Source organism: Roseibium sp. SCP14 (genome assembly GCF_040329475.1).
Taxonomy (GTDB): Bacteria; Pseudomonadota; Alphaproteobacteria; order Rhizobiales; family Stappiaceae; genus Roseibium.
Window position 1 is genome coordinate 271,320 of sequence record NZ_JBDZYH010000002.1, and the last position, 24,342, is coordinate 295,661.

The 24,342-nt window shown below is 56.7% G+C and carries 20 protein-coding genes; 6 read left to right on the forward strand and 14 right to left on the reverse strand.

Features of this window, described 5'->3' with window-relative positions:
* Window positions 1–19 precede the first annotated feature (19 nt).
* The 8 genes from ABLQ08_RS08755 to ABLQ08_RS08790 form a co-directional block, all read right to left on the reverse strand.
* A complete protein-coding gene (locus ABLQ08_RS08755) occupies window positions 20–1,285 on the reverse strand; it encodes a cytochrome b (RefSeq protein ID WP_352940829.1) in 1,266 nt (421 codons plus the stop codon).
* 25 nt (window positions 1,286–1,310) lie between these two features.
* Complete coding sequence (petA, locus tag ABLQ08_RS08760) at window positions 1,311–1,871, reverse strand: ubiquinol-cytochrome c reductase iron-sulfur subunit (protein ID WP_352940831.1); 561 nt, start codon at window positions 1,869–1,871, stop codon at window positions 1,311–1,313.
* Window positions 1,872–2,178: 307 nt separating this feature from the next.
* Window positions 2,179–4,017, reverse strand: coding sequence for an ABC transporter ATP-binding protein (locus ABLQ08_RS08765; RefSeq protein WP_352940833.1), 1,839 nt, complete (start codon window positions 4,015–4,017; stop codon window positions 2,179–2,181).
* 2 nt (window positions 4,018–4,019) lie between these two features.
* A complete protein-coding gene (locus tag ABLQ08_RS08770) occupies window positions 4,020–4,448 on the reverse strand; it encodes a hypothetical protein (protein ID WP_352940835.1) in 429 nt (142 codons plus the stop codon).
* 449 nt (window positions 4,449–4,897) lie between these two features.
* On the reverse strand, window positions 4,898–6,748 hold the full coding sequence (locus ABLQ08_RS08775) for a putative bifunctional diguanylate cyclase/phosphodiesterase (RefSeq protein ID WP_352940837.1): 1,851 nt from the start codon (window positions 6,746–6,748) through the stop codon (window positions 4,898–4,900).
* A 147-nt stretch (window positions 6,749–6,895) separates the two neighbouring features.
* Window positions 6,896–8,215: a methyl-accepting chemotaxis protein gene (locus ABLQ08_RS08780; RefSeq protein WP_352940839.1), complete on the reverse strand. Its 1,320-nt coding sequence runs from the start codon at window positions 8,213–8,215 to the stop codon at window positions 6,896–6,898.
* Window positions 8,216–8,422: 207 nt separating this feature from the next.
* Entirely contained in the window at window positions 8,423–8,824 is a 402-nt protein-coding gene (locus ABLQ08_RS08785; protein WP_352940841.1) for a DUF2177 family protein, read from the reverse strand.
* 67 nt (window positions 8,825–8,891) lie between these two features.
* Window positions 8,892–10,679: an ABC transporter ATP-binding protein gene (locus tag ABLQ08_RS08790; protein WP_417714911.1), complete on the reverse strand. Its 1,788-nt coding sequence runs from the start codon at window positions 10,677–10,679 to the stop codon at window positions 8,892–8,894.
* Between the two features lie 225 nt (window positions 10,680–10,904).
* Here ABLQ08_RS08790 and ABLQ08_RS08795 point away from each other — a divergent pair, with 225 nt between their 5' ends.
* A complete protein-coding gene (locus ABLQ08_RS08795; RefSeq protein ID WP_352940844.1) occupies window positions 10,905–11,375 on the forward strand; it encodes a tRNA (cytidine(34)-2'-O)-methyltransferase in 471 nt (156 codons plus the stop codon).
* Between the two features lie 53 nt (window positions 11,376–11,428).
* Window positions 11,429–12,355, forward strand: coding sequence for an oxygen-dependent coproporphyrinogen oxidase (hemF, locus tag ABLQ08_RS08800; protein WP_352940845.1), 927 nt, complete (start codon window positions 11,429–11,431; stop codon window positions 12,353–12,355).
* Between the two features lie 11 nt (window positions 12,356–12,366).
* Here the strand turns inward: hemF and ABLQ08_RS08805 are convergent, their stop codons facing one another.
* The 5 genes from ABLQ08_RS08805 to ABLQ08_RS08825 all read right to left on the reverse strand — a co-directional run bounded on the left by ABLQ08_RS08805 (window position 12,367) and on the right by ABLQ08_RS08825 (window position 16,399).
* Entirely contained in the window at window positions 12,367–13,479 is a 1,113-nt protein-coding gene (locus tag ABLQ08_RS08805; protein ID WP_352940847.1) for an HD-GYP domain-containing protein, read from the reverse strand.
* 105 nt (window positions 13,480–13,584) lie between these two features.
* On the reverse strand, window positions 13,585–14,829 hold the full coding sequence (locus tag ABLQ08_RS08810) for a CCA tRNA nucleotidyltransferase (protein ID WP_352940849.1): 1,245 nt from the start codon (window positions 14,827–14,829) through the stop codon (window positions 13,585–13,587).
* 4 nt (window positions 14,830–14,833) lie between these two features.
* Window positions 14,834–15,094 (reverse strand): DUF6111 family protein, encoded by a 261-nt coding sequence (locus tag ABLQ08_RS08815; RefSeq protein WP_352940851.1) that lies wholly within the window; start codon window positions 15,092–15,094, stop codon window positions 14,834–14,836.
* Complete coding sequence (locus ABLQ08_RS08820) at window positions 15,094–15,744, reverse strand: CoA pyrophosphatase (protein ID WP_352940853.1); 651 nt, start codon at window positions 15,742–15,744, stop codon at window positions 15,094–15,096. Before ABLQ08_RS08820 ends, ABLQ08_RS08815 begins: the two co-directional genes overlap by 1 nt.
* Window positions 15,745–15,790: 46 nt before the next feature.
* Entirely contained in the window at window positions 15,791–16,399 is a 609-nt protein-coding gene (locus ABLQ08_RS08825; protein WP_352940855.1) for a DUF1285 domain-containing protein, read from the reverse strand.
* Between the two features lie 283 nt (window positions 16,400–16,682).
* On the opposite strand from ABLQ08_RS08825, the gene ABLQ08_RS08830 reads away from it, so the two are divergent.
* Genes ABLQ08_RS08830 through ABLQ08_RS08845 form a run of 4 tightly spaced genes read left to right on the forward strand, consistent with a single transcriptional unit; the run spans window position 16,683 to window position 23,563 of the window.
* A complete protein-coding gene (locus ABLQ08_RS08830; RefSeq protein WP_352940857.1) occupies window positions 16,683–17,702 on the forward strand; it encodes an AAA family ATPase in 1,020 nt (339 codons plus the stop codon).
* A gap of 30 nt (window positions 17,703–17,732) precedes the next feature.
* On the forward strand, window positions 17,733–18,656 hold the full coding sequence (locus tag ABLQ08_RS08835) for a DUF58 domain-containing protein (protein ID WP_352940859.1): 924 nt from the start codon (window positions 17,733–17,735) through the stop codon (window positions 18,654–18,656).
* 3 nt (window positions 18,657–18,659) lie between these two features.
* Window positions 18,660–21,479, forward strand: coding sequence for a DUF4159 domain-containing protein (locus ABLQ08_RS08840; protein ID WP_352940861.1), 2,820 nt, complete (start codon window positions 18,660–18,662; stop codon window positions 21,477–21,479).
* Between the two features lie 8 nt (window positions 21,480–21,487).
* Window positions 21,488–23,563 carry a hypothetical protein gene (locus ABLQ08_RS08845; protein WP_352942566.1) on the forward strand — a complete coding sequence of 692 codons (2,076 nt, stop codon included), beginning with the start codon at window positions 21,488–21,490 and terminating at the stop codon, window positions 23,561–23,563.
* Between the two features lie 3 nt (window positions 23,564–23,566).
* Here the strand turns inward: ABLQ08_RS08845 and ABLQ08_RS08850 are convergent, their stop codons facing one another.
* Window positions 23,567–24,064 carry a GNAT family N-acetyltransferase gene (locus tag ABLQ08_RS08850; RefSeq protein ID WP_352940863.1) on the reverse strand — a complete coding sequence of 166 codons (498 nt, stop codon included), beginning with the start codon at window positions 24,062–24,064 and terminating at the stop codon, window positions 23,567–23,569.
* Between the last annotated feature and the right edge of the window lie 278 nt (window positions 24,065–24,342).

A 24,342-nucleotide genomic window follows, 5' to 3' on the forward strand; every position in this document is an offset into this window, starting at 1 on the left:
AACTCCTGATCCGGTCGCGTTATTTCGTTTCCGGTGCAGCAGCAGCACCGGCCGGTTTGCCGGAACCACCCTTCAACACCGCTTCGGAAATCGACGCCGGCAGCGGGCGCGGTTTCTCGAGGAAACCAAGCAGCGGCAAGATGACCAGGAAGTGTGCGAAATAGTAGACCGTGCAGATCTGAGCGATCAGAACGTAAGGCGGCTCAGCCGGCTTTGCTCCGAGGTAGCCCAGGATCACGCAGTTCAGAGCGAAGATCCAGAAGAACTGCTTGAACAGCGGACGGTACTTGCCGGAACGAACCTTGGACGTGTCGAGCCAAGGCAGGACAAACAGGATCGCAATCGCGCCGAACATGGCCACAACGCCGCCAAGCTTGTCCGGAACCGCACGCAGGATCGCGTAGAACGGCAGGAAGTACCATTCCGGAACGATGTGCGCCGGCGTGACGAGCGGGTTCGCTTCGATGTAGTTGTCTGGGTGACCCATGTAGTTCGGCAGGTAGAATGCGAACCATGCGAACAGGATCATGAAGACCACGATCGCGAACAGGTCCTTGATCGTGTAGTACGGGTGGAACGGAACGGTGTCCTGCTTGGTCTTTGGCTGAACACCTGACGGGTTGTTGTTGCCCGTTGTGTGGAAGGCCCAGACGTGCAGCAGAACGACGCCGAAGATCATGAACGGCAGCAGGTAGTGCAGCGAGAAGAAGCGGTTCAGCGTCGGGTTATCGACCGCAAATCCGCCCCACAGCCAGGTCTTGATGGCCTCACCGACCAGCGGAATTGCCGAGAACAGGTTGGTGATAACCGTCGCGCCCCAGAAGGACATCTGGCCCCACGGCAGAACGTAGCCCATGAAGGCGGTGCCCATCATGATCAGGAAGATGATCACGCCGAGGATCCAGGAGATCTCGCGCGGCGCCTTGTAGGAACCGTAATAGAGACCGCGGAAAATGTGGATGTAAACGGCGATAAAGAACATCGAAGCGCCGTTGGAGTGCAGATAACGCAGCATCCAGCCGAAATTCACGTCGCGCATGATGTGTTCGACACTGTCAAACGCAAGGAGCGTGTTCGGCGTGTAGTGCATCACCAGAACAATGCCGGTGATGATCTGCGCGATCAGCACGAAAAACAGGATGCCACCGAAGGTCCACCAGTAATTGAGGTTCTTCGGGGTCGGGAAATCGACGAAAGAACCGCGAACGAGCGAAATGACCGGCAAACGGCTTTCAAGCCACTTTGCCGCCGCGCTCTGCGGTACATAGTTTGAATGTCCAGCCATGGCTGTCTCCTAAAAATTCTTGCCGTTAGCCGATCTTGATCGTCGAGTCGCTGACGAACTCGAGCGGCGGAATCAGCAAATTCTCGGGAGCCGGGCCCTTACGGATACGGCCGGCAGTGTCATAGTGGGAGCCGTGGCATGGGCAGAACCAGCCACCAAAGTCACCCGCATCGCCAAGCGGCACGCAGCCGAGGTGGGTACAAATACCAACCTGCACCAACCAGTTTTCCTTGCCTTCGACACCGCGGTTCGGGTCGGTGGCTTCGGCTGTAGCCGGAAGGTTGGCGTTCCGTGCCAGTTTGTCCGGCAGATCGGAAATCGGGACCACCTTGGCTTCTTCCACTTCCGCTTCGGTGCGGTTGCGGATGAAGACAGGCTTCCCGCGCCATTTGACTGTAATTGACTGCCCCTCTTCCACGGCAGACACATCAACCTCAATGGAAGCCAGAGCCAATGCGGAGGCATCCGGATTCATCTGGTCGATGAACGGCCATGCCAGCGCGCCAGCGCCCACAACGCCTGCGGCGCCGGTCGCAATATAGAGGAAATCGCGGCGGGTCGGTTCCGCCTGATCCGTATGTGCCAAGGTCGCGTCCTCTCGAAACCTGTTCAACCTGTACCGAAAGCCCGCATCAGGTTCGAAACACCTTTTTGACAAAAAGGAGTCGAAACCATGCCGGGCTTTTCGGGGACCGGGTACGGCGAAAAGCCCGCACCGGTCAAGCGGCTTGTCTTTTTGCACCCTTCGAAACGCTTGTCCAGATCAACAAACGTGTCAAAACGCATATGTCGCAGCCAAAACCGCCCCTATGCCGCTTTTCTGCCCTTTTTTTGGGAAAAAGCGCAAGACCGGAATTCGATTGAATCCCGGTCTTGGCCGTCGGTTCTGTGAATTAAGCCGCCTGAACAGGTGCCAGGAAGCCGCCAGACTGGTGTTGCCACAGCTGTGCGTAAAGACCGTTCCTCTCCAACAACTCCTGATGAGAGCCCTCTTCGATGATTCGGCCCTTGTCCATCACGATCAACCGGTCCATGGCCGCGATCGTGGATAGACGGTGCGCAATAGCGATCACGGTTTTGCCCGTCATCAGATCGAACAGGCTCTCCTGAATGGCCAGTTCAACCTCTGAATCGAGAGCAGATGTCGCCTCGTCCAGAGCCAGGATCGGCGCGTCCTTCAAAAGAACCCTGGCGATGGCGATACGCTGACGCTGACCACCGGAGAGTTTGACCCCTCTTTCACCAACATGGGCGTCAAGTCCGCTGCGTCCTTCCATGTCTACAAGCCCGTGGACAAACTCAAGCGCATGCGCCTTGTTCAGGGCTGCTTCCACATCTTCCCGCGTTGCATCCGGCTTACCGTAGGCAACGTTCTCGAATATGGACCGGTGGAGCAGCGACGTATCCTGTGTCACGACACCGACATTCGCGCGGATATCATCCTGACGGACCTTTGCGACTTCCTGGCCGTCGATCAGAACACGCCCGCCTTCAAGGTCGTAAAACCGCAGAAGCAGGTTGACGAGCGTCGACTTGCCGGCACCAGACCGTCCGATCAGGCCGATTTTTTCGCCCGGATGAATGGTCAGACTGAGATCGTCGATCACACCTGATTCCTTGCCGTAGTGAAACTTGATATGATCGAACTTGATCTCACCCTTATCAACGACAAGCGCTTTGGCGTGTGGAACGTCCATCACCTCCCGCTCGCGCGATATGGTGGTGATGCCATCCTGGACCGTACCGATGTTCTCAAACAAACCGGCCAGCTCCCAGAGGATCCAGTGCGACATTCCCTGAAGACGCAGGACGAAAGCAACGGCGATTGTGACTTCGCCGATGGTTACTGTACCGGCTTGCCAGAGAAGGATCGCAAGAGCTCCTATCGACGTCAGAAGCAGCATGTTGATGAACACCAGGACGATATTCAGCCCGGTAACCAACCGCATCTGAAGAAACACCGTCTTCAGAAAGCCATACATGGAGTTCCTGGCATACGCCTCTTCCCGGTCCGCATGCGAGAACAGCTTCACCGTCGTTATGTTGGTGTAGGCGTCAACGACATGACCTGTCATCAGTGAGCGTGCATCCGCCTGATCCTTGGAGACGTCGCGCAGCTTCGGAATGAAGAAACGAATTGTCAGAAGGTAGGCACCCACCCAGATCAGAAACGGCAGGCTGAGCCAGAAATTAGCACCGGCAACTACGATCACTGCCGCAGTGAAATACACAATGACGTAGACCATGATGTCGGCCATGCGCGAGACAACCTCCCGCACGCCCAGCGCCGTCTGCATGAGTTTGGTAGCAATCCGCCCCGCAAAATCGTTCTGATAGAACGAAACGCTCTGACGAAGCAGATATCTGTGCACCCGCCAGCGTATGGACATCGGATAGTTGCCCATGAGCCCCTGATGGAAAAAGAGCTGCCAGACAACTTCCAGCGCCGGTCTGAGAACCAGGAGAATCACCAGCATGAAAAGCAACGTCGGCCAGTTCTCGTTCAAGAACGTGGACGGATCGGACTTTTCGAGCCATGTGACCAGGTCGCCGAGAAAGGTGAAGATGTAAACTTCGGCAAGAGCGACCAGGGTTCCGAAAAGCGACACGCAGGCCAGGATTGGCCAGACAGGTTTGGTGTAATACCAACAGAAGGCCCAAAACCCTTTGGGCGGCACGTCAAGTTCGGTGTTTTCGAACGGATCTACGAGTTTTTCGAACCGATCATACATAATTACCTCTCAGGCCCACTCAACCGTAGCACAGCCAGATGATGCAGAGCATCTTCACGGCTAAACGGTTGATTACGAGGGCGAATTCTAAGGCCAGACGCAAACATCAGAATGCTGGCCACGAAGCTGGTAAAGGCGAGAGCCAGGACTGCAGTGCCCCAGAAAAGGGCGCCAAGCTGCTCAGCAAACAACGACGCAGAAATCTGCTGCCCCGCAATTTCAAGAGCCTCAATCCTGCTCACATTGAAGATTAGCACCGGGACAAAGAAAATCACGGCGACCAATATAGTGGCTCCCAGGAAGATACCCAGAGAGGCAGCCATCCGACCGATACGGCGGAAAAAACCCGGTTCTGGTTCTTCTGGAACAGACACTTCGAAGTCCGGACGGTCTGCCAACGCAGCCAGGTCCGGTGGTAACTGGAACGACATCGGAACAACTCCGAATTGGAATAAGGTAACTGGTGACGGCAGACATGCGCAGACGCGGATGCAGCACACGGGAGACGGCTTGAGCCGGTCACCACAAAGTTCTGGATTTTGAAGAAGGACTGAGCCCCCTAGAGGAGGCGCACAGAAACCTTGGAGCAACCAGCCGGAGCAGCAAATGGGTGGATCATGCAACGATCTATCATGTAGTGCCCTCCTGGTTGCGCAGCCGGGCGGCCGCTGGGGTTCATAAAGAAAAGCCAGCTGTCAGAGCTGACTGGTTGCAGTGGTAACCGCTTTTGTTCCGATTGAAAAGAGCTAACGCGTCAGTTTGCTGCACGAAAGCGCAAACTGTTGCCAAACTGACACAGCCATTGGTTTCAGCATTTCGAAAGTTCAATCGGGCAAAGACAAACGTCAATCCTCGCACATGCAGGATTTCCTTCGACAACCTATTGTGCAGCATCCGGTAATGTGAATTCGCGCATGTGCATTTCAGCTTCGTCAGGAGAAAGAGGCCTGGATATGAGTTTCCCCTGTATCAGGGTGCAGCCGAAATCTTTCAGAATTTCCAGCTGTTCCGGGTGATCTACCCCGACAGCAACAACCTTCAAGCCAAATTGCGCGGCCAGCTTGATGACGGACTGGACCAGCTGCCGCTTGTTCGTCTCATGCTCCAGGCCGGCGATCAATCCCTTGCTGACCTTCATCACATCGGCTTTCATGTGAAGCAGCTGACCTGCCCCACCGTGTCCGCCGCCAAACTCGTCCAATCCGACCTGAACCCCATTTGCCGACAGCTTTTCAACCTGGCCCAACAAACCATCCGGTTCATCAAACCGGATTATCTTCTCATCAAGCTCAATAACGAGGTCTTCCGGCTCAATGTGCATTTCCCTTGCCCATTGCAGCAATTTGTCCTGAAAACGAGAACACTTAAAACTCGCTTCAGTCAGGTTGACGCACATTTTGAAGGGGATGTTGGAGGCTTCCCGCAGGCGTTTGACCTGTGAAAGTCCATTTCTCAAGGCGAAACGCTCAACCTTCGCAATGCGTTTGCTGTCGTCCTGCTGGGAAAGCATCTGTATCGGATCGACCGATCCGTCAGACGGATGCATCCATCTGGTTGATACTTCAAAACCGACGATCTGCTGCTGCTCGATATCGAATTGCGGCTCCATCAACAAGGTCAGGTCACCCTTCTCAAGGTCCCGATCCAGCTTCGCCAAGATCATCCGCTTCCGGCGATGCGCGGCTCCGAGTGCGTCCGTATACCAGGACAGTCTGTTGCGACCCGATCTTTTTGCCGCATACAGGGCGATATCCGCGCGATGAATCAGCTCCGAAGCGCTTGTCTTTGCAGTATCGGCGAGCACGAGCCCGACGCTGCCGGCAGCTCGCAGCGGCTGGCGATCGAACATGACCGGATTTGCAAGGCCGTCCAGGATCTTTCTGCCAAGCATTTCCATGTGGTTCTGATCCTGTGGTTCGGCAACAATACCGATAAATTCGTCGCCTCCGATGCGCGCGACCAGTCCCCTGCCTTCAAGACTGTTTTCCAGAACCTTGGCTGCGTGGCGCAACACCGCATCGCCGGCGACATGGCCATGGCTGTCGTTGATGTCCTTGAAGTGGTCCAGATCAATATGCACGACACCAATCTTGCCGTTCCCGCCTTCCGGGTGGGCAAGTCGCTCCTGCAGGTAGGCTGCCAATCCTGTGCGGTTCGCGACCCCGGTCAGGTCATCATGCTCCGCCTGATGCTTCAGCCTGTTGCGAGCTTCTTCCAGCGCCTTCACGTGTTCGACCTGACTGGTCACATCCTGGCATAAAGTGATCATTCTGGTCGTTTCAGGCGTATCGCCCTCAACTACCGCAAATGTCAGCTGGTTCCAGAACTGCTCCCCATTCTTACGCCGGTTCAGAATCAGCTCCTTGAAACCGGAGTAAATATCGTTGAGGTCGAATTCGAAGTTTTCGATGGCCTCGGCAGGAAGCTCGTTTTCCGGTGTCAGCACGAATTCCTGCGGACGACGTCCCCGGATTTCTTCAGCGGTGTAACCGGTCAATCGGGTATAGGCAGGGTTGGACCACTCGATGCGGCCATAAATGTCCTGCAGGACAAGTCCCTCGTGGGCATGTTCCACGACCAGCTTCAGGATGGCCGCATCATTTTCGAATTTGGAAGAAAGCTCTGTTTCCCGCCTGCTATGCCGCCAGCGGCCGCAAGCAAACCCGAGAGCGAGAACAGCAATCCCGATCCCCAGGGTGATCAACAGGTAGTTTGCTGGCCATTCAGCCAAGACTGCTTCCAATCATCGTCTTAGTTACTGATCTTTCCCAGCGTTAACCTAAGACGAAAAATCTGAAGCAATCTCTAACTTGCCCGTCTCATTGAAAGCCGGCCAAAAATCCTCCGCAGTTTTGCGGAGGAAAAACGCACAATTGAGTTAAGCCGCTCTGATGCTTTTCAGAAACTGACTGACCTGTGACTGCAGATTGTTGGAAAGCTCTCCCAGATCGGCCGAAGCTTGCTGCATTTCATCTGTTGCCGAACGGCTGGTCTCCATGACGTCACTGAGCGTGTTGACGTTGCTGCCCACCTGTTCGGAGCTTGACCGGGCCGTCAGAGCATTGCTGCTGATCTCGTGGGTTGCGCTGGTCTGCTCTTCAACGGCTTCGCGGATCTTGCCGGAAATATCGCTCACCTGCCCAATCGTTTCAGCAATGGAACGGATCGCAGTCTCGGACTGTTCTGCAACATCCTGAACCGACGCCACTTGAGCGGAAATATCGTCCGTTGCTTTTGTCGTCTGTTCTGCCAGGGCTTTGACCTCATTGGCCACAACTGCAAAACCACGACCGGCATCACCGGCACGCGCCGCTTCGATCGTTGCATTCAGTGCCAGCAGATTGGTCTGGCTTGCGATCTGACTGATCAGCTCAACGATCTCTCCAATGGCACGGCCGGTTTCCGAAAGCCGGCCGACAACTTCGTCGGTCTTGCGCGCTTCCTCCACCGCAGTGCTTGCGATGGTGGTTGCCTGATCGACATCCTCGCGAACCCTCATAAGGGATTGAGACAGGTTCTCGGCAGAACTTGTCACCACTTCGACGGAATTGTTGGCCTCGCAAGTCGCCTGGTGCACACCCTGCACAGCCTCCAGCGAGGACCCCATGGCATTGTTGAGCTGACTGGAGTTGCCTTCAACGCTACCAGCAGCCTTGGACAGGGCAGACACGACCCCGATGACCGATTTTTCGAAATCGTCTGCAACATCCTGCATGAGCGCCTTGCGTTCAGCATTCATTGCCTGCTGATGGGCAAGATCCTGTTCGGCCTGCTCCTTGGCTTTTTCTGCCAGATTTTCGCGGAATGCGGTGACCGATCGCGCAATGGTGCCGATTTCGTCGCTGCGCTCCGCACCTTCGATCCGGATATCGAGATCGCCTTCGGAGAGACGGTCCAACCCGTTCTGCAATCGAGCGAGCGGGCGTGCGAGGCCGATAGCGAGAACCAGCGCGAAACCCAGGAACGCCAGTCCGACCGGTGACACGACCATTCCGATCGTGATCATCTGATCGAGTATGAGACCATCAATATGGCCGGCGACATCGCCTGTGAGGAAACGCTGGGCGCTCTCCGGCGTTCCGATTTCCTGCATGAAGGCCTGGCGGAAGGTGTAAAATGCAAATGCCGTCCCTGCCATCATGATGACGGCGGCGGACAGAACCATGGCGACGAACCTGCCCTTGATCGATAATGTCACGCTATTACCCCGAGTATCATACCGCATCTCAGCAACTCAAGATTGTGCAAATCTCTTTTTTTCTACTGAGCCCGGGAAAATCTATAGTGCCGTATGTAAATAATCAGTAACAACACCGCCTAAGTTTGTCTCGGAGGTACTGATTCATTTATCGGGCATGATTGTTTAGCTGATCAGAATGAGGGTGATCACGAGTTCACCGACACTCTATGCAACCATTCGCGCAAAGATGTATCCACCACATGCAGAGACCGCTGAAAGTGTGGTTCCCCACGCAACATCAACTATGGTGACAATGACGGGCCAGTCTCTCAGGGTGGCAAAGTTGGTGACGTCATAAGTCGCATAAGTGAAAAAGCCGAACATGGCCCCGTAAACGACCGCAATCACCAGGCTCTCGGCCTTCAGGGCGGGTGCTACGGCGAAGAACACGATTCCTACGATGTAAATGACATAGAACACACCTGCGGCAGCCATGTTCGGCTTGTCCATCAGCAGATGTCCGATCCGGTCAAAATAAAATCTGGTAGCCACTTGAGACAACCAGACATAATCGACAGCCAGGAACACCACGGCGGTAAAGAAATAGGCAGCAGCAAGCTGAATCATAGGACCCTCAGATTATTGACCCCCGGTATACGACGGCTGCAGTCGGCCGGATCATCCGGTACAATCATCACGCCGGCTCAGGTTCGGCCACCAGAAAGCCACCGGACTGTCGATGCCAGAGCTGCGCATAGAGCCCGCCGTCCTGCGCCAGTAAGGCCTCATGACTGCCCTGCTGCACCACCTTGCCCTTGTTCATGACGATCAGACGGTCCATGGCCGCGATGGTGGACAAGCGGTGCGCAATGGCAATCACCGTTTTGTTTGCCATCAGCCGCTGCAGGTTTTCCTGAATGGCTGCTTCGACGTCGGAATCCAGAGCTGATGTCGCTTCGTCCAACACCAGGATCGGGGCATCCTTTAGGAGCACTCGCGCAATCGCAATGCGTTGCCGCTGCCCTCCCGACAACTTGACACCACGTTCTCCGACAAACGCGTCAAACCCCTTGCGCCCCTTCTGGTCCTCGAGCCGTTGAACGAAATCGAACGCGTGCGCACGACGGGTTGCTTCAAACAACTCCTGATCGGTCGCCGTTGTTCGTCCATAGAGAATGTTTTCCCGAATGGAGCGATGCAACAGCGACGTGTCTTGCGTCACCACTCCAATTGCCTTGCGCAGAGATTCCTGCGTGACGCCACGCACATCCTGCCCGTCAATTTGGATCCGTCCGGCTTCCACGTCGAAGAACCGCAGCAGAAGACTGACCAGCGTCGTCTTGCCGGCGCCGGAAGGGCCGACAATTCCAACCCGTTCTCCTGGTGCGATCGACAGATCAAGGTGCTCGATCACGCCGTCTTTCTTGCCGTAGTGAAAACGGACATTCTCAAACCTTATTCTCCCTTGCTCTACGTTCAGCTCTTTCGCGTCACGTTGATCGGAAAGGGAAATCGGCTTGACGACCGTCTCCATACTGTCCTGAAGTGAACCGAAATGACGGAACAAACCGTTCAGCTGATTGAACAGCCGGTTGAGCAGAATGTTGAGGCGAAGAATCAGGCTGAGGGCAAAGGCGACATGACCGGTGCTGATCCCCCCGTCCTGCCAGACTTTCAGAGCCATCGCCGTGATCGAAACAATCATGACCCCGTTTATGACGGACATGATCATGCGGATCGACGTCAGCAGGCGCGTGAAGGTTTGCAGTTTCAGGATGAAAGCCTCGACTGAGGTCTTGGCACCTCGGCTTTCCTCCTTTGTAGAGCCGAAAAGCTTGACCGATTGAATGTTGGTGTAGGTATCCACAAGCCGACCGGTGACACCTGAATAGGAATTGGCGACCGACTTGGACGCATCCCTAACCCGTGGAACGAAAGCCCACGCCGTCGCGCCGAAGCAGATCAACCAGACCCCGACGATCGCTCCAAGACGAATGTCCAGCTCGCTTACCATCACCAGTGTGGTGGCTGCATAAACCACAATGAACCAGGCAACCTGAAGCAGGTTGATCATGAAATCGCCCGCCGACATGCCCGATTGCATGACCTTTTGCGAAAGCCGCCCGGCAAGGTCGTCCTGAAAATAACTGAGGCTCTGTTTCATGACCCGCTGGTGGCATTGCCAGCGGACAAGATTGAAGAAGCCGGGAACGACAGTCTGCTCCTCAACCAATGCCATAAGTGCACTGACAACGGTTCGCGCAAGCAGAACCACTGCCACCATTGTCAGAAGCGTCCAGGCATTGTCTGAAAAGAAGGTTGCCCGATTGCCGGTTTCCAGCAGGTCGACAATGTTTCCGAGAAAATTGAAGATCGTGACTTCGACCAGAGCCGACGCAAACCCAAGCACCAGCATTGCTGCGAACGGCCAGCGCACCTGAGTGACGAAATAGAACAGAAAGGCAAAGCCGCCACGAGGCATGTCCTTGCCAGGCGGAGTACGAAAAGGATCAATCCAGGTTTCGAACAATCGGAAAAGCGGGGACACGGCAGGTCTCCAGTAGGAGCAGGAGCGATTCTCGGCAGTATCCTACGCGCAGTACGGGAACCAAGCCCAGACATTTTGAAGAGATGCCAAGCAGTCAAAATGACAAATCTCTCGGCAACTGTTATGTCGGCGCCCACTGTGACAAAACCTCGGAACTCCATGCCAGACATAGCTCTTTATCAACCTGATATTCCGCAGAATACCGGAACCATTCTGCGCCTAGCCGCTTGTATGGGCATCACGGTACACCTGATCGAGCCCGCCGGTTTTCCGATTTCCGACAGCGCTCTCAAGCGCGCGGGCATGGATTATCTAGAACGTGCATCCATGCGACGTCACACATCTTTCGGTGAATTCGAAACCTGGCGCGAAAGCCAGAAACGACGGTTGATTTTGCTGACAACCAAATCTGCGTTACCCTACACGAATTATGTTTTCGAGCCGGGCGACATCCTGTTCATGGGACGGGAAAGCACCGGAGTTCCTAAGGAAATTCATGATCTTGCAGATGCGCGACTGACAATTCCGATGATTGAGGGAATGCGCTCCATCAACGTGGCAGTATCCGCCGGAATGGCGCTTGGCGAAGCCTTGCGGCAAACGGGCACATTTCCTAAAAGCCAGAGCTGACAAACCATCCGGGGTATCTCCGGAACAACAAACAATCATTCAAGGCCGATCACATGAGTGCACCTTCTCCGGAAAACCGCGGCGGTCCGATCCCGGACGGTATCGAGGACAAGAAACAGGTAGCGTCGAACTGGTTTCAAACCCTGCGTGACCAGATCTGCAAGGCCTTTGAGGATCTGGAAGACGAAATCGCAACCCGTTCTGGCCCGCTCTCCGACCGGCCTGCCGGCCGGTTTGAGCGCACGCCATGGGAGCGAACCGACAGCACCGGCGCCAAAGGCGGAGGCGGCGTGATGTCCATGATGCATGGACGCGTCTTCGAAAAAGTCGGTGTTCATGTCTCTACGGTTCACGGTGAATTCTCGCCGGAATTCAGAAGCCAAATTCCAGGTGCAAACGAAGATCCCCGCTTCTGGGCTTCCGGCATCAGCCTTATTGCACACCTGCACAACCCTCATGTTCCGGCAGTGCACATGAACACGCGCATGGTGGTGACCACAAAGCAATGGTTCGGCGGTGGTGCGGACCTCACTCCGGTGCTCGATGCCAGACGCAATCAGACCGACCCGGATACAATTGCCTTCCATGAAGCCATGCGGGGCGCCTGCACTCCTCATGAGGTTGCCGACTATGATGCCTACAAGGCCTGGTGCGACGGGTATTTCTTCCTGAAGCACCGGAACGAACCACGTGGCGTCGGCGGCATTTTCTATGATTATCTCAACAGCGAGGACTGGGATGCCGACTTTGCCTTTACCAAGGATGTCGGACTTGCATTCCTGAATATCTACCCCGAACTCGTTCGGCGTAACTTCGAGAAATCCTGGTCGGAAGCAGAGCGCGAAGAGCAGCTCGTGCGCCGCGGCCGTTATGTCGAATACAACCTGCTTTATGATCGTGGAACGATTTTCGGGCTCAAGACGGGAGGCAATGTTTCTTCCATCCTGTCCTCGATGCCCCCGGTCGTGAAGTGGCCCTGAGCCCAGTTACTCTAGGCAGCCGCACCGCCTTTGGCCTGCGAAGGCGCGCGGCTGACAGCGCCGAACTCCCGCCCGAACAGCATGCTTGCGAATTGCGCAACCATCTTCTGGTCCAGTTTCGGCCCCATGTCCTTCAACATGGTAAGGGCGGTTCGCGCTGAAATGGCTTCCTTGTAGGACCGCTCCTCGGTCAGCGCCGTAAAGATATCGCAGATCGTCATCAGACGAACCTTCGGAGTGATCCGATCGCCCTTCAAGCCATCCGGATATCCCGATCCGTCCAGATATTCATGATGCTGGATTGCCATCCGCTTGATATCTGGCGAAACCTCCAATCGTGACTTCAAGATGTTCCGACCGAACTGAGGATGTTTTGCAATAAGCGCCCGTTCTTCTTTCGTCAGCTTGCCGGATTTGTCCAGTATGGTCAGTGGAATCCGCATCTTGCCGACATCGTGAACCAGTCCACCGGCAATCACTTCCTTGCAATCTTCATCACTCCAGCCAAGGTGCTTGGCGAACATGCCGGCAAGGCCTGCAACTCTCAGGGAATGACAATAGGTGGCGCTGTGATGAGTTTGAACGGCACCAAGCCAGGAAGACAATCCATCATTTGAAAGCGCTGTAAGCATCTCGTCAGCACTCTCGTTCATCAGGCTGACGCGAACAGCTGACCCTTCCGCCGAAGAAAGACAAAGGCTCTCCAGAAACGCATTGCTTTTTTTGTAAGCTTCGACGGTCCGTGCCGGTGTCTTTCTCGGCAGAGCGGCACAAACATCAGCGTTCAACAAGATCTTTATTCGCTTCAGCAGCAATGAGAACGGCGTGTCGCGCTCCAGGGTTTCGGTTTTGCCGAGCGCCGCCGCCTGAATGACTTCCTTCCGGGTCCTTTGGGAGACCAGACAGATGACGGGAATTTCGGCGATACTCGCCCATGAAGCCTTCAGGGCCTTGAGGCCATTGTCTGTTGAATCCAGAAGTTCAATGACGGCAATCTTGCCTTCGCCTACCGTGTCCGGCGAAACCTTCGACATATCAATCAGGCGCGCCGGAAAGAAAAAGGGAAGCTTTCTGACCGGAGAGTCAAGCGGAAGAGGTCCATCTGAAATCAGAACAATTTCCATCCACGCCTCGTCTATTTTCTCCTGAGCTTGGAGAAAAAATGAACTTAGGAATTGCGTACAACAAAAAACATCCGCGTATTTGGCCGAATTTCTTTTAAAAAATCGCTAAAAATGCTTATCAGCTCTCGAAATCAAGTCGTCTTTGCTTAAGGAAAAGCTGCTTTCACGCCACTCGTCTTCGAGTTTTTTGAGAAGGTCACCAAGCCCCGGCCCCGGTCGATGGCCCGAGGCGATCAGGTCCGCCCCCTTCAAGGGAAACTCCGGAATTGCCTGCAATCTGATTTCTGAAAGCATTTTCCGGAAGGCTTCGGTATCTGCGCAGTTATGAGCATGCTGCCGGGCCCAGACCGCCAGAAGTCCGTCGACCGCTCCCTGCCTTCCAAACTCGTAAACGAGCGATGCGGCTTGGGGAAACGGTTCAGCCGCGCGAAGGGCTTTGCTCGCTGCCCAGGCCGTTTTCATGCGCTTGCGCTCGGCATTCGACAAGCGGAAGCGGTCGCAGATCCTCTCAAGGTCTTCTCGAACAAACCCGACCAGAACCACAAGTCCTACCTCGGGATCCCGGATTTCAGGTGCGTAGGCTTCCAGGTCACGCAGAGCCTCGAAATCGCCAATCCGCGCCAGGCCGCCTGTCGCAATTTCCCAGAGCCCGCAATCGTTCATCATGCGCAGGGCGATAGCTGCCAGGGGAGCCCGCAACAGACGCCGCATCTCATGACCGATCCGCTCCGCTGACAATCGCCTCAAACCGTCTCGCTGACGCAGACATGCACCCAGCCCCTCCGCATCCATGTCACCGCGTCCATAAGCGGCGTAAATACGGAAAAATCGGAGGATGCGCAGATAGTCCTCCCTGATCCGTTTGTCCGGATCACCAATGAAACGCACGCGGCGTTCCAGGCAGTCTTCAAGCCCGCCAAGCGGGTCGTGCAAGCCGCCATGACGGTCGACATAAAGAGCATTCATCGTGAAGTCGCGGCGCCTGGCATCCTTCACCCAGTCCCTGCCGAAGACAACACGCGCCTGACGGCCGAAGGTCTCTACATCTTCACGCAAGGTCGTGACCTCATAAGGGAAGCCGCTGCTGACGACCGTTATCGTGCCGTGATCAAGACCGGTTCCGACCGGTTTCAGGCCCCTTTGCGCCGCACGCCGCATGACATCTTCGGGCCGCGCCGTTGTTGCGATATCCACATCGGGAACAGGATGCCCGAGCAAAGTATTTCTGACGGCGCCACCGACAACACGAGCCTGGTCCCCGTCCTGCTCGATGGCAGAGAAGACGTCCTGTATCCCAGGAACCTGCAGCCAGTCCGCCTGGCGGAGTATGTCGTCGACGTTAACGGTCATCACACTATTCAAACCGGCCCGGTACAAATACGCCGTCTTTCATTTGCGACGGTTTGTAGTCCGTGCCCTCCGGCCCCCGCGTTATCGAGGCCATCACAACAAAACCTGAAATCACCAGAACAAGTCCGGTGAGCGTAAGCCAGGCAATCGGGCCCTTGGACCAACGGTCCGGGTGTTTGTTCCTCTTGGTCACCCACAGCCACAGCGCATAGCAGAAAAATGGCAGGAAGAACAAAATCAGGTGTGTCAGGAAAACACGCAGCATCAGCGATAGACCGTTTCGTACAAGGAGCGGATGATACCGGCGGTAACACCCCAGATATAGCGTTCACCAAAAGGCATGGCGTAAAAGTAGCGCCTTTTACCCTGCCAAACCCTGCTCTGTTTTTGATGGTTGGCCGGGTTCATCAGAAAGTCGAGTGGAACTTCGAAAACATCTTCCACTTCTCCCGGATTGGGATGAAACGGCGAGATTTCCCGGATCGCGCCGACAACCGGCACCACTCGATAACCTGAACCGGTCAGGTAGGGTGCCAGATTTCCGAGCGGTTCCACATGCCCCGGCGGCAACCCGATTTCCTCATCGGCTTCTCGCAGAGCCGCCTCAACCGGTCCATTATCGGTCGGGTCGATCTTCCCGCCTGGAAAAGCGACCTGCCCGGCATGGGATTTCAGATGACCGGTTCTCTGGGTGAGCACAACACTCGGGCCGTCCACGCGCTCCATGATCCCGATCAGGACCGCGGCATCGCGTGGCGGCCCCTCCCACCTGGCGTAAGGCCCAAGATCGGGATTGAGCACGTGATCTCCCGTGTCTCGCTCCTCTTCGTGCACGGATGCTTCATCCAAACGCGCACGGAGGTCGCCCAGCCAGTTTTCGCCGGAGAATGTTTTGGTCTCGAAAGGTGCGGTCATTCAATCTGGCCGTTCGAATTTGGTTTCTGGTCCTGAATTCAAATAGTCACTCGGAGAGTATCAACAATTCCGGATCAATCGAAAAATACCGGCCACCGCTCCAAACCCCCAATTCCGGACCGTTGGCACCATCAAGCTCTTCCAGCATTTCCGCCAACTGATAAGTCAGCGCACGGGTAAAGCGCGCTTCGAGGCGGCCCCGCACAAGAACATAGGGCTTCAATCCATCACTAACCGGTTCCTTTTCGAACCTGAGAGGGTGTTCATCGCCCACGGCAACCAGATCACCGAGATTTGTCCTGACCGTCAGAACCTGACTACCACCCTCACCTGCGATTGCCATCTCCACAGCCAGCAGGGGGGCATCGTCGACTGTGATTCCAACCTTTTCGACCGGTGTCACAAGATAGTGCCTGCCGTCTTCATCCTTGCGCAAAACGGACGCAAACAGCTTCACAAGCGCTTCCCGGTTAATGGGAGAGCCGAGGTAGTACCATGTTCCATCCCGTGCGATTCTGATGTCGAGATCCCCACAAAACGGAGGGTTCCACCTGTCGACTGGTGGTGGAGACCAATCGGCGCTATTTGCCCTGCTCATCAGTGCCTTGAGCCCTTCCGGTAATTTCTCGCCGATATTTGCCGGTCCCCCCGCCATGAACCCCTTCACTCCAGAATGCACGTATTCAGCCCCCGGAATTTTACCAATCCGGTGCCTCATCCAATTGTGATAGGCCGATAAATATCGGCCGTGACAGCCACCTTATCCCCAAACGTGCGAAAGAATCTTGGACGTTTCCACTGTATGGCGCACAATTGCGCCTTATCTACCAAATTATATGGTGTCAGACTGCTTGAGTCGCAGCAAACAAGATATCTGGCGAAAGAGCCTTCTGCCAACTGATTGAGACAGAAGGCGAATGTTACGGGAAAGGTGATTCATGAGCGTTGTTTCCCCCTCGAACCCTTCCGAAGAAGATATTGCCGCCGTCGCGCAAAATGCCGAACGAGCCGTAGCACGGATCAGCGAGGCAAAAGCCGATATCGCGCGGATCATCTTCGGGCAGGAAACCGTGGTCGAGCAGTCACTCGTGACGATCCTGGCCGGTGGGCATGGGCTCCTGGTCGGGGTGCCCGGACTTGCGAAAACCAAGCTGGTGGAAACACTCGGGACTGTGCTCGGACTGGACGCACGCCGGATCCAGTTCACACCGGACCTTATGCCCTCCGATATTCTTGGCGCCGAGGTGATGGAGCAGAGTGCCGACGGAGGACGTTCCTTCCGCTTCATTCCCGGGCCGGTCTTTTCCCAACTTTTGATGGCGGATGAAATCAACAGAGCCAGCCCGCGCACGCAGTCGGCGCTGCTTCAGGCCATGCAGGAATATCACGTGACCGTCGCCGGTCACCCACATGACCTGCCCCGTCCCTTTCATGTTCTGGCCACCCAGAACCCGCTTGAACAGGAAGGCACCTATCCGCTTCCTGAAGCACAGCTCGACCGTTTCCTGATGCAGATCGACGTTCACTATCCAGATCTGGAGGCGGAACGGCGTATCCTTCTGGAAACGACCGGAGCTGAACAGGCAGTGGCGCAAGTCGCCATGAATGCCGAGGAACTGATGGACTACCAGCAGCTTGTCCGCCGCATGCCGGTCGGAGAAACGGTTGTTGAGGCCATATTGAAACTCGTGCGTTCGGCAAGACCCGACGATGAAGCCGAAGCCTCGGACGTCACCAAACTGATTGCCTGGGGCCCGGGACCGCGCGCCAGCCAGGCCTTGATGTTGACGGTTCGCGCCCGTGCGCTGGTGGATGGACGCCTGGCTCCTTCCATTGACGACGTCCTGGCACTCGCCGAGCCTGTTCTGCAACACCGAATGGCCTTGACCTTTGCTGCCCGGGCCGACGGCCACACGGTTCGCGATGTGATCCGTAGAGTAAAAGAAACAATCTCCTGATTGGCAACGGATCACTGGAGCGCGCCCCGAATGGATCCCCGGAACACCAAGTCAGGAATTGACCAGGACACCTGGCCAAACGTGATCGGCGAAGCCAGGGCGGTTGCCGACGCATTGCCTGATCTGCTGGTCGAGGCGAGCCACGTTGCCAGCTCGATCATCGCCGGCTGGCACGGCCGTCGCCGGGCAGGTCCAGGTGAAAGTTTCTGGCAGTTCCGTCCGTTCAACATGGGCGAACCCGCCAAACGTATCGACTGGCGCCGATCCGCCCGCGACGATCATCTCTATGTGCGCGAACGCGAATGGGAAGCCGCACACACAGTCTGGCTCTGGGCCGACCTTTCCTCGTCCATGGTATTTCGCTCACGGCTTTCCGACGTAACCAAGCGAGACCGTTCCATCGTCCTCATGCTCGCGCTTGCGGATATGCTCGCCGAAACCGGCGAACGTATCGGGCTCCCGGGTCTGACCAGGCCCTTTTCCGATCGGCGCGCCGCCGAAAGGCTCGCAGACGCACTCGCGCACCTGTCCCGGCCGATCGCCCTGCCGGATACGATTTCGGTAAAACGCTTTGCCGACGTCGTGCTGGTGTCGGACTTTCTCGATCCGCTGGACGAAATCGCGGCATGGATCGCCCGTGTTGCGAGCACTGGTGCAAAAGGGCATCTCGTTCAGGTTCTCGATCCGATTGAAGAGACGTTTCCATTCGACGGGCGGGTGGAGTTTACGGACCCAGAACTGGGCACCCGTCTGACCGCGGGTCGCGCCGAAAACTGGCGTGAGGATTATCAGAACAAGCTGGAGGCCCATCGCGCCGAAATAAGAGACATGGCAAGAAGAGCCGGATGGACTTATGTTCTTCATCATACGGACCGTCCGGCTTCGGAACCGCTCCTGGTGTTGCACAGTGCATTGTCCGGCGCTTTGGACGTCATGCAAAGAGGAGGCGTCTGACCCGTGTTTGCAGGCCTGCCCCTGACCTTTACAGCTCCCTGGATCCTGGCAGCTCTTGCCTTGCTGCCGGTAATCTGGTGGCTGTTGCGGCTGACCCCACCCCGCCCGCGCGAAATCACCTTCCCGCCAACCCGCTTGCTGCTCGATATCGACCAGCACGAGGAAACACCGCAAAGAAGTCCGTGGTGGCTCACCTTGCTGCGCCTCCTTCTGGCCGCGCTGTTGATAATTGCGCTTGCCGGTCCCATCTGGCGCGCCTCCGAACCGGTGGAGACCGGCGAAGGTGTTCTCTGGCTTCTGGTGGACAATGGCTGGACATCAACGAAAGGCTGGGAAACTCAGGTCAGAACCGCTGAACAGCTTCTGACGACTGCCGAACAGTCCGGCCGACCCGTTTTGTTTGCGGCAACCGCGGAAGGTCCGGCGCAAAGCCTGACACCCGAAGCGGCAGCAACAGCCCTAGAGAAACTGCGAGCTCTCGAACCTCGCCCCTATCCGCCACAGCGCAACGAACTGAGCCTTGGATTGCGCAAGGCTGCTCAGGAAAACCAGCCTGGAGCCGTGGTTTGGCTCTCGGACAATATTTACACCGAAGGCGCATTTCTGACTGACCTTTCCTCGATCCTCGGCGACATCCCGGTCACGGTCCTTTCGGGCCTCGATACGCCCATGGGACTGAAGGATCTTGCAAACGACACCGATGCACTCTCGCTGACTGTCGTCAGGCACCCTGCACAGCAACTCAGCACAGCCACTGTTCAGGCGCTGGATCTGAAGGGATTGCTGCTTGGAGAGGTTCAGGCGACGTTCAATGCCGGCAACACCGAGACTTCAGCACGCTTCGAATTGCCGAGTGAACTCAGGAACGACATTGCCCGCGTCGAAATTGCCGGTGAAGCTGCTGCGGGTGCGGTACAGCTGGTCGACGACAGCTGGCGCCGCCGAACGGTGGGTCTGATTTCCGGTCAATCGGGCGATCTAGATCAGCCGCTCCTGTCTCCTGTCTACTACCTTGAACGGGCACTCGCTCCATTTTCGGATATTCGTCGGCCGAGGGACAGTGATATCGATGCCGCCGTTCCTTCGCTTATCGACCAGGGCATATCAGTACTCGTGCTCGCCGATGTCGGCCGACTGCCTGACTCGACATCCGAAACACTGCGAGAATGGATCGAAAACGGCGGGACGCTGGTTCGCTTTGCAGGCCCGCGCACGGCCGGTGGAAGCGACGAGCTGATTCCGGTTCGTCTTCGCGCTGGCGACCGTTCGCTTGGCGGTTCCCTGTCCTGGAAACAACCGCAGCATCTTGCGGACTTCCCGGAAGATTCACCCTTTGCCGGACTGAAAGTCCCGAAAGAAGTCATGGTGACGCGGCAAGTCCTCGCCGAACCGACTTCCGATCTTCCCGATCGGACCTGGGCAATGCTGGAAGACGGCACCCCACTTGTCACCGCCGCCCCGATCGGGGCCGGAAGCGTGGTTCTGTTCCATGTCACGGCGGACTCTTCGTGGTCCAACCTGCCGCTCTCCGGTGTATTTCTGAACATGCTGCGCCGGATCCTTTCCGTTTCGAATGTCGCCGCAGCGACAGAAACAACAGCAGAAAGCACCCAGGCACAAAGTGTTTTGCCGCCGTTGCGACTGCTGGATGGCTACGGGCGCTTCGGCCCTCCGCCGGTGGAAGTTACGCCTGTGAGTGCAACCGAATTCCGTGACGCCTCCGCGAGCCGCCGGACACCACCGGGCCTGTACGGGAACGAAGATGGATTTCGCGCCCTTAACCTGATGCAGAAGGATGACGAACTCTTGCCGCTGGATCTAAGCGCTCTCGGCGACAATGTTTCGGTGGCAGCTTATCCGGCGACGGACCCCTTCGATCTCAGGTCTGTATTCTTCACGCTCGCGTTCCTTTTGCTCCTCGTTGATGCGATTGCCGTCTTCCTTCTGGCCGGCGGACTGAGCAGGCTCGGAATGCGCGGACGAACCGCGAGCATCGCGACCGCATTGGTGCTGGCAGGAGGCCTCCTTGTTGCAACAGGCCCGGGCCCTGCTGGCGCGCAATCGACATCACCCGATCTGCAGGCGCTTGAGTCGGCTCTGGAAACAAGACTGGCCTACGTCATTACCGGAAACCCGGAAATTGACGATGCCAGCGCTGCGGGCCTTGCCGGGCTTACCCGGTTCCTGGCCGAACGTACGGCTCTCGAACCCGGACCGCCGATTGCGGTAGACATCACCAGAGACGAGCTGGCTTTCTATTCCCTGCTTTACTGGCCGATCGACCCAGCCGCCGACAAGCCAAGCGATCAGACGATGGCTCGCATTGATACCTTCATGCGAAACGGCGGGACGATACTGTTTGACACACGAGACCACATAAACGCATCGGCAAACAGTTTTGCCTCTACGCCGGCAACCTTGAAGCTTCGGGAAATTCTTGAGGACCTGGACGTACCACCGCTTGAACCGGTACCGCCCGATCACGTTCTGACAAAGGCGTTTTACCTTCTGGATTCCTTCCCGGGCCGTTATGCGACCAGCCCGTTATGGGTGGAAAGCCTTGAGGAAATTGCGGCGCGCGGTGACCGCCCGGTGCGTGCAGGCGATGGCGTTTCACCGATTCTGATCACCGGCAATGACTTTGCCGCGGCCTGGGCGATCTCCAGCAGTGGCGAGTTCATGTATCCCACGGTCCCGAACAATCCGGTCCAGCGGGATTATGCCTTCAGGTCGGGGGTGAACATCGTCATGTACAGCCTGACCGGCAATTACAAGGCCGATCAGGTGCACATCCCTGCTTTGCTTGAACGCCTCGGACAATAGGAGCAATGATGGTCTGGTCCCTCTCATTTGATCCCTTGCTTCCCCTCTGGGCACTCATCGCAGGTGCAATCGTCGTGGTGCTTTTGGCCGGCTTGACCGGTTTCCTGAGACTGCGTGGCTGGGCTTTGCGCGCAATAACAATGGCTCTGTTGCTGCTGGCGCTTGCCAATCCCGCCATTGAGCGCGAGGATCGGGAACCCCTTTCAAGCGTTGTCGCCCTGGTTGTCGACAAGAGCCAGAGCCAGCGACTTGCGGACCGCGAAACGACAACGGACGCAGCCGCACAGGAAATCCAGAGTAGGGTTGAAGCTCTGAAGGGCTTCGATCTGCGCGTTCTTGAATCGCGCAATTCCGGGACAGGAAATGGCACCGAAATTTTCCAGACGCTGACAAACGGCCTTGCAGATGTTCCACCGGAACGGGTCGGCGGAGCCATCATCGTGACGGATGGCCAGATCCACGACATTCCGGAAAGTGCCGGAGCGCTCGGTTTCGATGCGCCTGTTCACGGGTTGATCACCGGCACGTCTGACGAACGCGACCGCCGCATCGTGCTTGAAAAGGCACCGAGATTTGGTCTGGTCGGTTCCGAACAGACCGTCAGCCTGACTGTGGTAGACCAGGGTCAGGGCACCGGTCCCGGCAATCAGGTCCGCCTTACGGTCAAGCGCGATGGAGATGTCGTCAGTGAACGTGTGGCTCGAACCGGTGAAAAGATCGACATTCCGGTCGAGATAGCCCATGGCGGTGACAATATCTTTGAGTTCGAGGCCGATGCGCTACCGGACGAGCTCACCACTTTGAACAACCGCGCCGTGGTCACCATTGACGGAATTCGTGAAAACCTGCGCGTTCTGCTGGTATCAGGTTCCCCTCACGCTGGTGAGCGCACCTGGCGCAATCTCCTGAAGTCGGACGCGTCGGTCGACCTGGTTCATTTCACCATTCTGCGTCCACCAGAAAAGCAGGATGGCACGCCGATCAACCAACTCTCGCTGATCGCGTTCCCGACCCGCGAACTGTTTTCAGTCAAGATTGACGAATTCGACCTGATCATCTTCGACCGCTATGTCCGTCGCGGCGTCCTGCCGATGCTCTATTTCGACAACATCGCCCGCTATGTACGCGATGGTGGAGCAGTGCTGCTGGCTGGTGGTCCTGACTATGCCGAAACAGGCAGTCTCTATCGCACACCCCTGGCCCCCATTCTGCCGGCCCGTCCGACAGGTGCGATACTGGAGCAACCGTTCCACGCAACCCTTGCAAGACTTGGCGAACGCCATCCTGTCACCAGAGGTCTGCCGGGATCGGAACAGGATCCGCCCGCCTGGAGCCGCTGGTTCCGTGTGGTCGATACGGAACTCGATGCCGGTCATGAACTGATGTCCGGCCCCAGCGACACTCCGCTTCTGGTACTGAACCGCGAAGGTGAAGGCCGGGTCGCCATGCTTTTGTCCGACCACGTCTGGCTGTGGGCAAGAGGTTTCGAGGGTGGCGGTCCCCACGTCCCGCTTCTGCGCAGGCTGGCTCATTGGTTGATGCAGGAGCCCGATCTGGAGGAAGAAGCTCTCAATGTTTCCCTGCGCGGTCCCGAACTTGTCGTAGAACGCCAGACCCTTGGTGAGGAAGTTGGAGAAGTAACCGTCATTTCGCCAACCGGGGACCGGACAGAAATCAGCATGAGCGAACAGGATCCGGGCCTTTGGCGCGGTGGTATGCCGGTAACTGAAACGGGTCTTCATTCAGTGACGGACGGCGAGATGAGTGCACTCATCCATGTCGGCCCGCAAAACCCGCGCGAATATACAGATGTTTTGTCCACCACCGAAGTTCTGGCTCCGATCAGCGAAGCGACCGGCGGCGAAACCCAGCGCGTCAGGGATGTTGGCGGCGATCTGGATGTTCCGCGCGTCGTTTCAATGCGCCAATCCGCCAGTTATGCCGGCAATGGCTGGATCGGCCTGAAGACAACCGAGGCCAGCGTTCTGAACGGGGTGGATCGCTATCCGCTGATGATCGGCCTGCTCGGCCTTGCCCTGCTTCTCGGAGCACTCTGTGTGACCTGGTACCGAGAAGGGCGTTGAGCCTTAGATCGATCCGCCGTGAACCGCACCTGCCGGCATCACACCGTCGTTCAAAAGAGAGATCAGCAATCGCGCGGGATCGACAGGACCCGGCAAGGTGATCTGCCCGAATGGAACCTGCTGGAAACCGAAGGGACTGTAATAAGGCGCGTCTCCGACAAGAAGAACGGTCCTGTCTCCTGCGCTCGCAGCCGCATCCATTGCCGTGCGCAAAAGAGCCTTGCCCAGGCCACGATTCTTGAAATCCGGCGAGACGGTCAGCGGCCCCAGAAGCAATGCTTCCGTTTCGCCGATCAGGATTGGCGTCAGCCTGATGGAGCCGGCAATTCTGGAACCGGCAAGACCGACAAAGGACAGATCGGTCCGGTGCGGGACGTTTTCCCGAATACGAAACGCCGTGCGCGCAAATCTTCCCGGTCCGAATGCTTCAGCCTGCAGATCGTCAATAACAATATCGTCGGAGGCGTCTTCGAGCCGGATGACCCATGTGGTCTGTTTCATGTGGCAGTTCCTAACAAGCGATCTTATGAATAAGCGCGCCTGCCAGCAGCCCAGATGAAAGTTGAAGAATATCCGGGATCAGGTCAGCCGCGACGGTGCGGACGAGAGTTTTCTCGTCGGCTGGTTCGTCGTCGGAGTGTCAGACCTGAGGTCATGGAATCCTGTCTCGTCATCGGCACCGGCAAACACATCGCTCGCCAGCGGTTCATTTGTGAGGCAAAGCGGTTACCACGCAATCATGATCCGGTCCAGTGCTTTTTTCCCGCTTTCAGTTCTCC

Bases quoted from the DNA above. Each gene is read 5' to 3' on its own strand.
- ABLQ08_RS08835 (WP_352940859.1), top strand. From the start codon at position 17,733: ATGGATCCCCGGAACACCAAGTCAGGAATTGACCAGGACACCTGGCCA.
- ABLQ08_RS08795 (WP_352940844.1), top strand. From the start codon at position 10,905: ATGCCAGACATAGCTCTTTATCAACCTGATATTCCGCAGAATACCGGA.
- ABLQ08_RS08770 (WP_352940835.1), bottom strand. From the start codon at position 4,448: ATGTCGTTCCAGTTACCACCGGACCTGGCTGCGTTGGCAGACCGTCCG.
- ABLQ08_RS08785 (WP_352940841.1), bottom strand. From the start codon at position 8,824: ATGATTCAGCTTGCTGCTGCCTATTTCTTTACCGCCGTGGTGTTCCTG.
- ABLQ08_RS08755 (WP_352940829.1), bottom strand. From the start codon at position 1,285: ATGGCTGGACATTCAAACTATGTACCGCAGAGCGCGGCGGCAAAGTGG.
- ABLQ08_RS08825 (WP_352940855.1), bottom strand. From the start codon at position 16,399: ATGGCGGGGGGACCGGCAAATATCGGCGAGAAATTACCGGAAGGGCTC.
- ABLQ08_RS08790 (WP_417714911.1), bottom strand. From the start codon at position 10,679: ATGCCTCGTGGCGGCTTTGCCTTTCTGTTCTATTTCGTCACTCAGGTG.
- ABLQ08_RS08845 (WP_352942566.1), top strand. From the start codon at position 21,488: ATGGTCTGGTCCCTCTCATTTGATCCCTTGCTTCCCCTCTGGGCACTC.
- ABLQ08_RS08830 (WP_352940857.1), top strand. From the start codon at position 16,683: ATGAGCGTTGTTTCCCCCTCGAACCCTTCCGAAGAAGATATTGCCGCC.
- hemF (WP_352940845.1), top strand. From the start codon at position 11,429: ATGAGTGCACCTTCTCCGGAAAACCGCGGCGGTCCGATCCCGGACGGT.
- ABLQ08_RS08815 (WP_352940851.1), bottom strand. From the start codon at position 15,094: ATGCTGCGTGTTTTCCTGACACACCTGATTTTGTTCTTCCTGCCATTT.
- ABLQ08_RS08765 (WP_352940833.1), bottom strand. From the start codon at position 4,017: ATGTATGATCGGTTCGAAAAACTCGTAGATCCGTTCGAAAACACCGAA.
- ABLQ08_RS08805 (WP_352940847.1), bottom strand. From the start codon at position 13,479: ATGGAAATTGTTCTGATTTCAGATGGACCTCTTCCGCTTGACTCTCCG.
- ABLQ08_RS08850 (WP_352940863.1), bottom strand. From the start codon at position 24,064: ATGAAACAGACCACATGGGTCATCCGGCTCGAAGACGCCTCCGACGAT.
- ABLQ08_RS08820 (WP_352940853.1), bottom strand. From the start codon at position 15,744: ATGACCGCACCTTTCGAGACCAAAACATTCTCCGGCGAAAACTGGCTG.
- ABLQ08_RS08810 (WP_352940849.1), bottom strand. From the start codon at position 14,829: ATGACCGTTAACGTCGACGACATACTCCGCCAGGCGGACTGGCTGCAG.